The organism is Streptomyces sp. NPDC097129 (genome assembly GCF_055668065.1).
Genome location: NZ_JBVOQE010000006.1, coordinates 158,735 through 172,962, shown reverse-complemented (window position 1 = coordinate 172,962; position 14,228 = coordinate 158,735). Strand labels below are relative to the sequence as shown.

Below are 14,228 nucleotides of genomic sequence, written 5' to 3'. Positions count from 1 at the left end.
CGAGCGCTCCAGCGGGACGAAGCCCCTGTCGGCACCGGTGCCGGCAGGGGCTTTCCCATACCCCCGAGTGTTCATGTCAGTGAACCACAGACATCAAGTCGAACGTTTTTACCGTGACTTGACCTTACTCTCGCTTGTCGTGTTCACGCGGCTGCCCACACGATCGAGCCCATGAACAGTCTCGACTGGGCCGTGCTCATCGGCTACTTCGGTGTGATGGTCGCGATCGGCGTCTGGTCGCACCAGCGGGTGGACGACGTCAGCGACTTCTTCACCGCCGGCGGGAAGATGCCCTGGTGGCTGTCCGGCATCTCGCACCACATGTCGGGCTACAGCGCGGTGATGTTCACCGGGTACGCGGGCATCGCCTACACCTACGGCGTCACCTCGTTCATCACCTGGTCCTTCCCGATCGCCCTCGGCATCGCCATCGGCTCGAAGCTGTTCGCGCCGCGCATCAACCGGCTGCGCTCCCGGCTTCACGTGGCCTCACCGCTGGAGTACCTGAAGAACCGGTACAACCTGCGCACCCAGCAGGCGCTGGCCTGGTCCGGGATGCTGCTGAAGATCGTCGACGTGGGCGCGAAGTGGGCGGCCGTCGCGACCCTGCTGTCGGTGTTCACCGGCCTCTCGCTCAACCAGGGCATCCTCATCACCGGCGCCATTACGGCCGTGTACTGCACGATCGGCGGGCTGTGGGCGGACGCGCTGACCGAACTCGGGCAGTTCGTCATCCAGTTGCTGGCCGGGATCGCCATGTTCGTGGCGGTGGTGCTGAAGCTGAACGACAAGGGCATCGGCTTCCTCGGCGCCTGGGACGAACCGGCCCTGCACGGGCACGGCAAGCCGCTCGTCGGCCCCTACGGAACGGTGTTCCTGCTCGCGTTCCTGTTCATCAAGCTGTTCGAGTACAACGGCGGCATGCTCAACCAGGCGCAGCGCTACATGGCCACCGGCAGCGCCCGCCAGGCCGAACGCTCGGCGCGGCTGTCGGCGGTGCTGTGGCTCGTCTGGCCGGTGGTGCTGTTCTTCCCGATGTGGATGGCCCCGCTCCTGGTCCACGCGCAGAAGCCGGACGGCTCCGACTCCTACGCCCTGATGACCGAACAGCTCCTGCCGCACGGCCTGCTGGGCCTGGTGATCGTCGGGTTCTTCTCGCACACCATGGCCATGTGCTCCTCCGACGCGAACGCGATCGCCGCGGTGTTCACCCGGGACGTGGCGCCGGTGCTGTCGCGGCGGGCGCGGGCCTGGGGGCAGCGCTCGGGGCTGGTCGCCGCGCGGGTGACGACCGTCGTCTTCCTCGGCCTGTCCATGGCGGTGGCCACGCAGGTGAACTCCCCCGCCTTCAAGGACATCATCACCGTCGTCATCAAGTGGGTGGCCGGTCTCATGGGCCCGATCGCCATCCCGATGATGCTGGGCCTGCTGCGCCCCTTCCGCCGCTCCGGCCCGACGGCGGCCCTGACCAGCTGGGCGCTGGGCCTGCTGGCCTTCTGGCTGGTCAACTACCCGATCAGCTGGCAGATCAAGGGCGGAGTGCCCCTGCAGTACCAGGTGTCGATCCCGCTGGCGGTCTCCCTGGTCCTGTACATCGCGATCGGCTGGGTGAAGCCGGAGGACACCCCGGAGCGGCTGGCGGTCATCGAGCGCGTCAACGGCGACGACGACGCGGCGGCCGCCGCGGTCCGGCCCCCGGCGCAGGGAGTGGTGGGGGCGCCGTAGGGGAGCCTCGTCAGGCGCGCGGATACCTGGCCAGCCACCCCGGTGACGCTCCCGCCGGGCCGTGCAAGGCGGGGCCCTGGGTCATTTCCATGGCGAAGTCGTCGGACAGTTCCAGGAGCGTGGGGCGGCCCTCCAGTTCGGCCAGCCAGGCCGGGGGGAGGGCCGTCTCGCCGTGCAGGGCGCCGAGGAGGCCGCCGGCGAGGGCGCCCGCCGGGCCGGAGGGGCCGTCGTGGTTCACGGCGAGGCGCAGACCGTGGCGGACGTCCTCGCCGACCAGGGCGCAGTAGACGGCGGCGCCGAGCACGCCGTCCGCGGTGCCCTCGCCGAGCAGTTCGGTGACGCGGGCCGGGGTCGGCAGTCCCTGCCGTACCGCGCCGAGGGCGTGCTGGAGGGCGGCGGAGACCGGCTGGTGGCCGGGGCGGGCGGCGAGCAGGGCGAGCGCCTGCTGGACGGCGCCGTCCAGGCTCTGGCCGCGGGCGAGACCGTGCACGATCGCCGCGTACGCCCCCGCCGCCAGGCCGGCGACCGGGTGCCCGTGGGTGTGCGCGGCGCACTCCACGGCCAGCTGGACGACCAGCTGCGGCTCCCAGCCGACGAGCAGCCCGAAGGGGGCGGAGCGGGCGGCGGCCTCGGGCCCGGCCTCGGCGGGGTTCCTGGGCGCCTCCAGGGTGCCCATGGTCTCCTCGCCGAGCCCGAGCAGCAGCGCGCGGGGCGGCTCGCGGCGGGCGTACAGCCACTCCTCGCGGGCCAGCCAGCCGTCGTCCTTGCGGCGCTCGTCGGGCCCCCAGTCCCGCTGGGTGGCGAGCCACCGCCGGTACGCCCGGTGCAGGTCGGTCGGCGGATGCCAGGCGCCGGTGTCGCGGCGCACCTGGGCGCGGATCAGCCCGTCCACGGTGAACAGGGTGAGCTGCGTGAGATGGCTGACGGCGCCGCGGCGGCCGTGCGCCGGCACGAGGTCGGCGATGCCCTCCGGGCCGTACGTCTCCCGGATCGCGGCCAGGTCCAGCCCGTCCACGGGCGAGCCGAGGGCGTCCCCGACGGCCGCCCCGAGGAGCGTGCCGCGCACCCGGCTGCGGAAGTCCTGCTGCTCGGCTCGTCCCCAGACGGCACCGGACGTCGCGCCCACCCAGACCTCCCGGCACCGTCCGCACGTACGACGCGCAGCACTGTAATCGAACGGAGGCGATGGGTTCAGGGGCGGAAAGGGGCGGAAAATGTGCGCGCCGGGAGGCGGCGCCGGTCGGGGCTCCCGGTCCGCCCCGGCCCCGTGCCGCGCGTGCCGTCCCCGCCCGGCCGCCGGCGGCGGCCAAGGGCGATACGGGCCGGGGAAGTTGAGTGCTGCACGGACGGTGGCGCCGGTTGGGCAGAATGATCGGCATGACCACCCCCACCTCACGCGCGCTTCCGCTCGCCGCCGGGCTTCTCACCGGTGTGCTCGCGCTCTACATCACGCTCGTCGCCTTCGGGAACATCACCGATTTCGGGACGAACCAGGCATTCGTCCAGCACGTCCTGGCCATGGACACCACCTTCAAGGACGACGACCTGATGTGGCGGGCCATCACCAGCAAGGGCCTGCAGAACGCCGCCTACGTCGCGATCATCGTCTGGGAGAGCGTCGCCGCGCTCGTGCTGATAGCCGGGACCGTCTGCTGGGCGCGCCGCGATCACGCCCTCGCCCGGCGGCTGTCCACCTACGGCCTGCTGATGCTGATGCTGCTGTTCGGCGCCGGGTTCATCGCGATCGGCGGTGAGTGGTTCTCCATGTGGCAGTCGAAGAACTGGAACGGCCTCGACGCCGCGACCCGCATCTTCCTGATCAGCGGCATCGTACTGATCGTCAACCACCTGGCCGCCGGGAACACCGAGGCCGCCGGGGTCCCGGCGACCGGGAAACCGGCGAAGGCCGAGGAGGCCGGGAAGACCGCTAGCTGACCACCGCGACCGTCGTCCCCGGCGTCGCGAACGCCCACAGCGCCGCCCCGTCGGCCGCCCGCATCCGGATGCCGCCCGTGCGGCTCCCCGCGGCGGGCGGCGGCGGGGAGGCGCCGTCGACCGCGTTGGAGAACGCGATCGACACCCCCGACTTCGCCGTGAAGTACACGATGTGCTCGATCCGCACGCCGTCGGAGCCGGTCGTGGTCTCCCGCCGCGTCGACACCGCGTACGTCCCCGGGTCCGGGCTGACCGTGCCCGCCCACACCGCGAACGTGCGGCGCGGGGAGTCGCTCGCGTCCACCAGCCACAGCCGGTGCTGCCCGAGCGAGTAGACCACCCGGCGTCCGGTGCCCGAGGCGTCCGGGACCGCGGGCGGCGCCGCGGGCGCCGGGTGCGGGTGCGCCGACGCCGACGCGCCCGGCCGGGCCGCCGTCGCCGAGGGCTTCGCCCCCTGGTCGGCCTGTACCGTCAGGGCCGCGACCGCGGCGACCGCGCCCACGGTCAGCGCGGTGGTCCAGGCCCACGAGGGCAGCCGTCGGGCAGGCACCGCTACGCATCTCCTCAGTCTCCGGCCCCCGGCATGTCGGGGGCCGGATCATCGTACTGCCCTGCCGTGGGCGCCCCGCCGGTCAGTCCAGCACCGGCAGCAGTTCCGGCAGGTGGCCGTCGGAGGCCTCGGCCGCGCGCTGCCGTTCCCCGGGGACCTCGCCGTAGAGCGTCGTCCGCGGCCTGGCCGGGCGGCCCGCCGCCTCCGCGACCGCGATCAGGTCCTTGACCGACTTGTAGGAGCCGTAGGAGGAGCCCGCCATGCGGGAGATCGTCTCCTCCATCAGGGTGCCGCCCAGGTCGTTGGCGCCGGAGCGCAGCATCTCGGCGGCGCCCTCCGTGCCGAGCTTGACCCAGCTGGTCTGGATGTTAGGGATGTACGGGTGCAGCAGCAGGCGGGCCATCGCGGTGACCGCACGGTTGTCCCGCATCGTGGGGCCCGGGCGGGCGATGCCCGCGAGGTAGACGGGCGCGTTGGTGTGCACGAAGGGCAGGGTCACGAACTCCGTGAAGCCGCCCGTGCGCTGCTGGATCCCGGCGAGCGTGCGCAGATGGCCCAGCCAGTGGCGAGGCTGGTCGACGTGGCCGTACATCATCGTCGACGACGAGCGGATGCCCAGCTCGTGGGCCGTTTCGATCACCTCGATCCAGGTGGCCGCGGGCAGCTTGCCCTTGGTCAGCACCCAGCGGACCTCGTCGTCCAGGATCTCCGCGGCGGTGCCGGGGATCGTGTCCAGCCCGGCCTCCTTCGCCGCCGTCAGCCACTCCCGGATCGACATGCCGGTGCGGGTCGCGCCGTTGACCACCTCCATCGGCGAGAAGGCGTGCACGTGCATGCCGGGCACGCGCGCCTTCACCGCCTCGGCGATGTCGAAGTACGCCGTGCCGGGAAGGTCCGGGTGGATGCCGCCCTGCATGCACACCTCGACCGCGCCGACGTCCCAGGCCTGCTGGGCACGGTCGGCGACCTGGTCGAGGGAGAGCGTGTAGGCGTCGGCGTCGGTGCGGCGCTGGGCGAAGGCGCAGAAGCGGCAGCCGGTGTAGCAGACGTTGGTGAAGTTGATGTTCCGGGTGACGATGTACGTCACGTCGTCGCCGACCGCCGACCGGCGCACGTCGTCCGCCACCCGGCACAGGGCGTCCAGCGCGGGGCCGTCCGCGTGCAGCAGCGCCAGCGCCTCGGCGTCCGTGAGCCGCGTCGGGTCGTCGGCGGCGGTGCGCAGCGCCTGGCGGACGTCGGTGTCGATGCGCTCGGGGGCCATGCCGGGGGCGGCCGCCTCGCGCAGGGCGCCCCAGTCGCCGTACACCTCGTCGAAGTCCTCGCGGCGGTCGGAGGTGCGGCCCTCGGTGTCGATCGAGGTGTGCAGGTCGGTGCGGCCGGCGGCGGTGAAGACCTCCTCCGGTTCCTGCCAGGGCAGCCCCTTCGGCAGGGCGCCGGGCAAGGCGAGTCCGGTGGCCGGGTCGGCCAGGGCGCGTACGTGCGGCAGCAGCCGCGGGTCCAGCCAGGGCTCGCCGCGCGTCACGAACTCCGGGTACACGCAGAGCCGTTCGCGCAGCTCGAAGCCCGCGGCGCGGGACTTCGCGGCCAGCTCCTCGATCCGCGGCCAGGGGCGTTCGGGGTTGACGTGGTCGATGGTCAGGGGCGACACGCCGCCCCAGTCGTCGATGCCGGCGCCGATGAGGCGCTCGTACTCGGCGTCGACGAGGTTCGGCGGGGCCTGGAGGCAGGCGCTCGGGCCCATGACGAGCCGGGCCACGGCCACCGTCGCGACCAGGTCGTCCAGTTCGGCGTCCGGCATGCCGCGCATCGCGGTGTCCGGCTTGGCGCGGAAGTTCTGGATGATCAGTTCCTGGATGCCGTGGTAGGCACGGGCGACCTTGCGCAGCGCGAACAGCGACTGAGCGCGCTCCTCGTACGTCTCGCCTATGCCGATCAGCAGGCCGGAGGTGAAGGGGACGGAGGAGCGGCCCGCGTCCTGGAGCACCCGCAGCCGTACGGCCGGTTCCTTGTCCGGGGAGCCGTGGTGCGGGCCGCCCGGCTCCGACCACAGCCGGGTCGCGGTCGTCTCCAGCATCATGCCCATCGACGGGGCGACCGGCTTCAGCCGCTGGAAGTCCGTCCAGGTCAGCACGCCGGGGTTGAGGTGGGGCAGCAGACCCGTCTCCTCCAGGATGCGGATGGAGATGGCGCGGACGTAGGCGATGGTGTCGTCGTAGCCGTGCGCGTCGAGCCACTCGCGCGCCTCGGGCCAGCGGTCCTCCGGCTTGTCGCCGAGCGTGATGAGGGCTTCCTTGCAGCCGAGGGCCGCGCCCTTGCGGGCGATGTCGAGGACCTCGTCGGGCGACATGAACATCCCGTGCCCGGCGCGCCGCAGCTTGCCGGGCACGGTGACGAAGGTGCAGTAGTGGCACTTGTCCCGGCACAGCCGGGTGAGCGGGACGAAAACGCTCTTCGAGTACGTGATGACGCCGGGGCGGCCCGCCTGTTCCAGGCCCGCGTCGCGGACCCGGGCGGCGGACGCGGCGAGGCCGGTCAGGTCCTCGCCGCGGGCCTGCAGCAGCACCGCCGCCTCGGCGACGTCGAGGGCGACACCGTCGCGGGCGCGTTTGAGGGCGCGACGCATGGAGTTCTCGGTGGGGCCGGGTCCGGGTGTCGCGGAGGTCGTCATCCTTCGAGGATACGAGCGTGATCAGGAAAGGTAGGGGGCGTACTCGTCCAGCGCCCGCAGCACCTCCGTCTCCCCGGCGGGCGGCAGTTGCAGCACCACCTCCTCGATGCCGAGGCCGGCGTAGTGGGTCAGCTTGCCCGGGGACGGGTGCACGGCGTAGGGGACGACCTGGAGGCCGGCCGGGTCGCGGCCCGCGTCGGCCCAGGCCGTACGCAGCAGCGGCAGGGACTCCGTCAGGCCGCGGCCGCCGATCGGGAGCCAGCCGTCGGCGTACGCGCAGATGTCCGCGAACAGCTTCGGGCCGGCCGCCCCGCCGACGAGCGTGCGCGGACCGAGGACCGGGCCTCGCGGTGCGCGCACGGGCTTGGGGTGGGCCAGGCTCGGGCGCACGCTGGCGAACTCCCCGTCATGGCCGGTGGGTTCCGGGGCCCACAGCGCCCGCATCAGCGCCATGCGGTCCCGTACGAGGGCGCGCCGGGTGCGCCACTTCACCCCGTGGTCGGCGGCTTCCTCGACGTTCCAGCCGAAGCCGACGCCGAGCGTGACGCGGCCGTCGGAGAGGTGGTCGAGGGTCGCGAGCTGCTTGGCCAGGTCGATCGGGTCGTGCTGGGCGACGAGCGTGATGCCGGTGCCCAGGCCCAGCCGTGCGGTGACGGCGGCGGCCTGTCCGAGGGCCACGAAGGGGTCGAGGGTGCGGCCGTATTCGCGCGGCAGGTCGCCGCCGGCCGGGTAGGGGGTGGTGCGTTCGACGGGGATGTGGGTGTGCTCGGGCAGGTAGAGCCCGGCGAAGCCGCGTTCCTCCAGCGCGCGGGCGAGGCGGACGGGCGTGATGGTCTCGTCGGTGAGGAAGACCGTGACGGAGATGCGCATGAGGGCATCTGTACCGCGCCGGAGGCCGGCAGTCCATACCGTCCGGTCGGTCGATGCCTCGGGAGGGCCGGCCGCCGGGCCCGCCGTCCACCGATTCCCTTGCGGTCTACCGGAGTTCACGCCCGGGCGGCACAGTGGCGGCCATGTGTGACGACAGAGCAGACGGAAACGCCCTCGGCAGGCGCGCCCTGTTCGTGACGGGAGCCGCCGCCGCGCTTACGTTGGGAAGCGTGACCTTCGCCTCAGCGGCCGACGGGGGCCGCACCGGCCAGGAGACGCGGACCGTGCGCGGCACGCTGCCCCCCGGCGCCCCCGACTTCGTGTACGTCCCGGTCGAAGTGCCCGCCGGCGTACGGGAGATCAAGGTCTCCTACACCTACGACAAGCCCTCCGTGCCGGCCGGCACCCCGGGCAACGCCCTCGACATCGGCCTCTTCGACGAGCGCGGCACCGGCCTCGGCGGCCAGGGCTTCCGCGGCTGGTCGGGCGGCGCCCGCACCGAGTTCCTCGTACGCGCCGACGACGCCACCCCCGGCTATCTGCCGGGCCCGGTGCGCGAGGGCACCTGGCACATCGCGCTCGGCCCGTACACGGTGGCCCCGCAGGGGCTGGCGTACGAGCTGACCGTCACGCTCACCTTCGGGGAGCCCGGCGAGACGCCGAAGCCCGTCTATCCGCCGGAGCGCGCCAAGGGGCGGGGCCGCGCCTGGTACCGGGGCGACTGCCATCTGCACTCCTGGCACTCCGACGGCCGCCGCACCCCCGCCGAGATCGGCGCCCTCGCGCGGGCCGCGGGCCTGGACTTCGTCAACACCTCCGACCACAACACCCACTCCTCCCACCCGCACTGGGCGGACGTGGCCGGCGACGACCTGCTGGTGATGCTCGGCGAGGAGATCACCACCCGCAACGGCCACGTCGTGGCCCTCGGCACCGACCCGGGCACCTTCGTGGACTGGCGCTACCGGGCCCGCGACAACCGGTTCGGCAGGTTCGCCCGCCGTGTCCGCCAGGCCGGCGGTCTCGTCGTACCCGCGCATCCGCACGCCACCTGCGTCGGCTGCAACTGGAAGTTCGGCTTCGGCGAGGCCGACGCGATCGAGGTGTGGAACGGGGCGTACACCCCCGACGACGAGGTGGCGCTCGCCGACTGGGACAGCATGCTCGTCGCCTCCGTGCGCGAGGGACGCGACTGGATCCCGGCGATGGGCAACAGCGACGCCCACCGCGACCCGGACCCCGTGGGCATGCCGCAGACCGTCGTCCTCGCCGACGACCTGACCCGCGAGGCGATCCAGGCGGGCATCCGCGCCGGCCGCTCCTACGTCGCCGAGTCCGCCGGGGTGACGCTGTCCTTCGCAGTGAGCGGCGGACGCGGCGAACACGCCGGGATCGGCGAGCGCCTGGAAGTGGACCGGGACACCCCGGTGACCGTGCGCCTGGAGGTCCAAGGCGCCCCGCGCTGCACCGTCCGGTTCGTCACCGACCAGGGCGTGCTGTTCACGAGCGCCCCGCTGCCGGTGCCGGGCGCGGGCACCGTGGAGTGGCACACCACCCCGTCGTACGCTGCCTACGTCCGCGCCGAGGTGCGGCACGAGGCGGCGGCGGGTCCGCTGCCGGGCGCGCTCGCGGCGTTCACCAACCCAATCTTCCTCGGCCACCGCTGACCTTCGACTGGAGCGTTCGTGTCCCGCCTCGCCGATCTCCGCCACCGGTACACCACGGCCGTCCAGCGCCGCCTCAACCCGGTGCTGCGCCGGCTGCCCACACAGACCGTGCTGGAGACGACGGGGCGGGTCTCCGGGCTGCCCCGGCAGACGCCGGTGGGCGGACGGCGGATCGGCGACTGCTTCTGGCTGGTGTCGGAGTTCGGGACGCGCTCCCAGTACGTGCGCAACATCCAGGCGGATCCGCGGGTGCGGGTGCGTCTGCGCGGCCGCTGGTACACCGGCACCGCCCACCTCCTGCCCGACGACGACCCCGTCGCCCGGCTGCGCCGCCTGCCGCGCGTCAACAGCGCCGCGGTGCGGGTCCTCGGGACCGATCTGCTCACCGTCCGGGTCGACCTGGACTGACCGGCCGGCGCCGATCGCGGGCCGCCTCCCGTGCGGGCGGTTGTGTGGGTCCTGTGACCGCCCGCCCCGCGCCCTGTGATCGGCGTCTCCCACGGCTGACGCATCCGCCACGAACAAGGCAAACTGACGGGGTTGCTCGGGATCTCCAGGGGGGACGGCGATGGACGGTGCTGCGCGGGTGCCGGAGCAGAGGCGCCCTGACTCCGCTGCGGGGCCGGCGGGCGTGCGCTTCGGCGTGCTCGGCCCGGTGCGGGCCTGGCGCGGCGAGGACCCGCTGCCGACCGGTTCCCCCCAGCAGCGCGCCCTGCTCGCCGCGCTGCTGCTGCGCGAGGGCCGCACCGCCACCGCCGCCGAGCTGATCGACGCCCTGTGGGGCGAGGAGCCGCCCTCGCAGGCGCTGGCGGCGCTGCGCACCTACGCCTCCCGGCTGCGCAAGGTCCTCGACGCGGGCGTGCTGGTCAGCGAGTCCGGCGGCTACGCGATCCGCGGGCCGCGCACACTGGACCTGACGGCCGCGCAGGACCTGGCGGCCGAGGCGGACAAGGCCCGGGCGGGCGGGGACCTGGGCCATGCCCGTGCGGTGCTGCGCCGGGCGCTCGCCCTGTGGGACGGGGAGGCGCTGGCGGGCGTACCGGGCCCGTACGCGGAGGCCCAGCGGGTCCGCCTGGAGGAGTGGCGGCTGCAACTGCTGGAGTCCTGCCTGGACATGGACCTGGAGCAGGGCTGCCACGCGGAGGCGGTCTCCGAACTCACCGCGCTGACCGCCGCCCACCCCCTGCGCGAGCGGCTGCGCGAACTGCTGATGCTGGCCCTGTACCGCAGCGGCCGCCAGGCGGAGGCCCTCGCCGTGTACGCCGACACCCGCCGCCTGCTCGCGGAGGAACTCGGCGTGGACCCGCGCCCCGGCCTGCGCGAGCTGCAGCAGCGGATCCTGCGCGCCGACCCGGCCCTGGCGGAACCCTCCTCGGCGCCGACCGAGCCGGCCACACCGCGGCCCCGCCCCGCACAACTGCCCGCCACGGTGCCCGACTTCACGGGCCGCGCGGCCTTCGTCCGCGAACTGGGCGACATCCTCGCCTCCGCCGAGGGCCGGGTGATGGCCGTGTCCGCGCTCGCCGGCATCGGCGGCGTGGGCAAGACGACGCTGGCGGTGCACGTCGCCCACCAGGCGCGCACCGCCTTCCCCGACGGCCAGCTGTACGTCGACCTGCAGGGCGCGGGCCCGCGGGCCGCCGAACCCGAGACGGTCCTCGGCTCCTTCCTGCGCGCCCTCGGCACGGCGGACTCCGCGATCCCGGACTCCCTGGAGGACCGGGCGGCCCTGTACCGCTCGGTGCTCGACGGCCGGCGGGTCCTGGTGCTGCTGGACAACGCCCGCGACGCGGCCCAGGTGCGTCCGCTGCTGCCGGGCACGGCGGGGTGCGCGGCGCTGGTGACCTCGCGTGTGCGCATGCTGGACCTGGCGGGGGCGCACCTGGTCGACCTGGACGTGATGGCGCCGGACGAGGCGCTGGCCCTGTTCACGAGGATCGTGGGCGAGGAGCGGGTGGGCTCGGAGCGCGAGGCGGCGCTGGACGTGGTCGCCGCGTGCGGTTTCCTGCCGCTGGCGATCCGTATCGCGGCGTCCCGACTGGCGGCCCGGCGGACCTGGACGGTGTCCGTGCTGGCGGCAAAGCTCGCCGACGAACGCCGGCGTCTGGACGAACTCCAGGCCGGGGACCTGGCGGTGAAGGCGACGTTCGAGCTGGGCTACGGCCAGCTGGAACCGGCTCAGGCGCGCGCCTTCCGCCTGCTGGGCCTGGCCGACGGCCCGGACATCTCCCTGGCGGCGGCAGCGGCGGTCCTGGACCTGCCGCCTGAGGACACGGAGGATCTGCTGGAGTCGCTGGTCGACACCTCGCTGCTGGAGTCGGCGGCCCCCGGCCGCTACCGCTTCCACGACCTGGTCCGCCTCTACGCCCGCGCCTGCGCGGAACGCGACGAGTGGCCCCCTCAGGAACGGCAGGCGGCCCTGTCCCGCCTCCTGGACTTCTACCTGGCGACGGCAGCGGGCGTGTACGCGATCGAACGCCCCGGCGACCGGCTGGTCAGCCACCTGGCGAAGGCGGAGTATCCGGGGCTGACGTTCGGGGACCGGCACGCGGCGCAGGACTGGCTGTACGCGGAGGCGCACACCGTACTGGCACTGGTGCAGCAGTGCGCCCGGGGGACGATGCTGCGGCGCGCGGTCGATCTGCTGTGGGCGGTGAAGGACCTGGCGGAGTCCGGGGCCAACTCCCGTGGGTACGAGGCGGTCGCCACGGCGGCGCGCGATGCCGCCCGGGCGGCGGGCGACGCGCAGGCCGAGGGGCGGGCGCGGACCGCGCTGACCGAGTCGCACCTGGCGGCAGGGCGGTTCGCCCAGGCCGACCAGGAGGTGAGCCGGGCGCACGCGCTGGCCTGCGCGGTGGACGATCCGGCCCTGAACAGCTGGGTGCCCAACCACCGGGGCGTCATCGCGGTCTACCGGGGCCAGCACGCGGAGGCGGCCACCTGCTTGCAGGACGCCATCACCAGCTTCCGGTCGGACGGCAACCTGGCCGGCCAGGCCAGCGCGCTGTGCAACCTCTCCCGGTGCCACCTCGCCATGGGGCGTACGAAGAGCGCGATCGAACTCGCCCGCCAGGGCGTCGAGATCTACGACCGCCTCGGTCACACCCTGCGGGGCGCCAACGGCCGGTACGCCCTGGGCCTGGCGCTCGCCCAGGCCGGCGAACTGACCGACGCGGCTCAGCAGTTGACCGAGGCCCTCGAGGTCTTCCGGGACAGCCGCCAGCGCCTGTGGGAAGGCATGAGCATCTTCCGGATCGCGGAGGTGCGCCTCAGCGAACACCAGCCGGCCCAGGCCGCCGCCCTCGCGGAACAGTCGCTGGCGGTCCTGCGCGGCATCGGAGGGGAATGGCGGCGCGGCAACGTGCTGACCGTGCTGGGCCGGGCGCTGCACGGTGTCGGGCAGATCGACCGCGCCCAGGCCTGCTGGCGCGATGCGCTGGCCATCTACGAGACCCTGGACTCACCGGAACTCGCCGAGGTACGCCGCCTGCTCAACCCGGTGGCCGCCGCCTAGTAGTGCTTCGTTACCTCGCGACGATCCGAACGGCGGGCCCCGGCTTCGGCGTTCATCGTTCGTTTATCGCCTTCCGGCACTCTGAATGCCGTCGATCCGTCGCGTCGGGGGGCAGGCGGATGACCGTGGAGGGCCCACCACTAAGGTGAGCGGCCCTGACCAGCCCGCCCGGCGACCCTCGGGGGAGTTGCCGGGCGGGACTCGTCCTTCGTCACAGGAGTTGAACAGCATGGCCGCAGACAACAAGAGCAACGGCACCGTCAAGCCGCTCGACACGCACATCACCGACGCCGACGCGGGCACCGTCACGCCGCTCGACACGCACATCACGGACGCCAAGGCCGACGGTGGCACGGTCAAGCCGCTCGACACCCACATCACGAGCGAAGAGGCCTGACAGACCAGCACCCACGGGGGTACGGCCGCGGCGGCGCGGAGGGGGAGCCGTCGCGGCCGAGGCCTGTCCGGCGACGCGGCGGCCGTGAGGTTCAGGGCGTCGACGTCACCGGGTCCGCCAGTTCGTCCACCTTGCAGCGGCGGACCGCGGACACGTTGCCGACGACGTACTCCTTCGTCGCGACCGTCCCGTTCGCGGGGACCTCGACGTGGTCCCGTTCGGAGTCGACCAGCTTGCCCTTGGCGTCCAGGAAGCTGATCCGCACCTCGAAGGTGCCGTCCTGGGCGTTGGGGTTGCGCAACTCCACCGTGGCGTACGGCTGCTTCCTCGTCGCGCAGCTCACCAGCCTCACGGTCGCGCCCTGCGGGGGCGTCGTGGTCGCGTCGGCGGTGGCGCCGTCGGCGTACGTGCCGTCGCCGGTGGTGTCGTCGGCGTACGTGTCGTCATCGTCGTCGTAGGCGTCGTGGTCCTGGTGCGAGCTGCTGCAGCCGCCCCCGCCCGAGCTGTGGCGGCTGCTGCTCTTGCCGCTCTTGCTGGAGCCGGACTTCGACTTGCTGACCTTGCTGCCGCCGCCGCTGCCGCTGTGGCTCCCCGTGGAGAACCCGGTCAGCGACAGGACGACCAGCGCCGACACGGTCAGCAACCTGAACTCGCGACCCCATCTGCTCATGGGGTCACCCTAGGGGCCACTGGTCACGGACATGTCACCGCGTGGCGACCGTCCGGTACCCGGCGTAGCGTCTGCGGTGAGAGCGGCCGGCAACGCCGCTCCCCCACGCGGCGGCCGCCGTCCGGCACCCCTTCCGTGCACCCGCACGACGGCCGTCCCCGGGCACCCGCACGACGGCCGCACCGGCGCCCGCCCGCAGGGCCTCACCGGGCACCCGCCCGCAGGGCCGCCC

At 73.5% G+C, this 14,228-nt stretch carries 11 protein-coding genes; 6 read left to right on the top strand and 5 right to left on the bottom strand.

Features of this window, described 5'->3' with window-relative positions; all coding sequences use genetic code 11:
- The first annotated feature begins 171 nt into the window (after positions 1 to 171).
- Positions 172 to 1,725, top strand: coding sequence for a sodium:solute symporter family protein (locus tag AC0B9F_RS19260; RefSeq protein ID WP_472004103.1), 1,554 nt, complete (start codon positions 172 to 174; stop codon positions 1,723 to 1,725).
- 10 nt (positions 1,726 to 1,735) lie between these two features.
- Here AC0B9F_RS19260 and AC0B9F_RS19255 read toward each other — a convergent pair whose 3' ends face one another.
- Entirely contained in the window at positions 1,736 to 2,851 is a 1,116-nt protein-coding gene (locus AC0B9F_RS19255) for an ADP-ribosylglycohydrolase family protein (protein WP_472004101.1), read from the bottom strand.
- Positions 2,852 to 3,102: 251 nt separating this feature from the next.
- Between AC0B9F_RS19255 and AC0B9F_RS19250 the strand changes: the two genes are divergently transcribed.
- A complete protein-coding gene (locus tag AC0B9F_RS19250; protein WP_472004099.1) occupies positions 3,103 to 3,660 on the top strand; it encodes a DUF2165 domain-containing protein in 558 nt (185 codons plus the stop codon).
- On the opposite strand, the gene AC0B9F_RS19245 is transcribed toward AC0B9F_RS19250, so the two are convergent.
- From AC0B9F_RS19245 to AC0B9F_RS19235, 3 genes are all read right to left on the bottom strand, one after another.
- Positions 3,653 to 4,210, bottom strand: a complete 558-nt coding sequence (locus AC0B9F_RS19245) for a hypothetical protein (RefSeq protein ID WP_472004098.1) — start codon at positions 4,208 to 4,210, stop codon at positions 3,653 to 3,655. The two genes, AC0B9F_RS19250 and AC0B9F_RS19245, sit on opposite strands and share 8 nt — an antisense overlap.
- Before the next feature lie 82 nt (positions 4,211 to 4,292).
- The gene (locus AC0B9F_RS19240; RefSeq protein ID WP_472004096.1) at positions 4,293 to 6,878 is read right to left on the bottom strand and encodes a bifunctional FO biosynthesis protein CofGH; all 2,586 of its coding nucleotides are present in this window, start codon (positions 6,876 to 6,878) and stop codon (positions 4,293 to 4,295) included.
- Between the two features lie 21 nt (positions 6,879 to 6,899).
- Entirely contained in the window at positions 6,900 to 7,748 is an 849-nt protein-coding gene (locus tag AC0B9F_RS19235; protein WP_472004094.1) for a TIGR03619 family F420-dependent LLM class oxidoreductase, read from the bottom strand.
- A gap of 143 nt (positions 7,749 to 7,891) precedes the next feature.
- On the opposite strand from AC0B9F_RS19235, the gene AC0B9F_RS19230 reads away from it, so the two are divergent.
- The 4 genes from AC0B9F_RS19230 to AC0B9F_RS19215 all read left to right on the top strand — a co-directional run bounded on the left by AC0B9F_RS19230 (position 7,892) and on the right by AC0B9F_RS19215 (position 13,326).
- Positions 7,892 to 9,415, top strand: coding sequence for a CehA/McbA family metallohydrolase (locus AC0B9F_RS19230; protein WP_472004092.1), 1,524 nt, complete (start codon positions 7,892 to 7,894; stop codon positions 9,413 to 9,415).
- Between the two features lie 18 nt (positions 9,416 to 9,433).
- On the top strand, positions 9,434 to 9,823 hold the full coding sequence (locus AC0B9F_RS19225) for a nitroreductase/quinone reductase family protein (protein ID WP_472004090.1): 390 nt from the start codon (positions 9,434 to 9,436) through the stop codon (positions 9,821 to 9,823).
- A gap of 160 nt (positions 9,824 to 9,983) precedes the next feature.
- Positions 9,984 to 12,929 (top strand): SARP-family global regulator AfsR, encoded by a 2,946-nt coding sequence (afsR, locus tag AC0B9F_RS19220; RefSeq protein WP_472004088.1) that lies wholly within the window; start codon positions 9,984 to 9,986, stop codon positions 12,927 to 12,929.
- 229 nt (positions 12,930 to 13,158) lie between these two features.
- Positions 13,159 to 13,326, top strand: coding sequence for a hypothetical protein (locus AC0B9F_RS19215; RefSeq protein ID WP_472004086.1), 168 nt, complete (start codon positions 13,159 to 13,161; stop codon positions 13,324 to 13,326).
- 91 nt (positions 13,327 to 13,417) lie between these two features.
- Here AC0B9F_RS19215 and AC0B9F_RS19210 read toward each other — a convergent pair whose 3' ends face one another.
- The gene (locus AC0B9F_RS19210; protein WP_472004084.1) at positions 13,418 to 13,996 is read right to left on the bottom strand and encodes a hypothetical protein; all 579 of its coding nucleotides are present in this window, start codon (positions 13,994 to 13,996) and stop codon (positions 13,418 to 13,420) included.
- Positions 13,997 to 14,228 lie beyond the last annotated feature (232 nt).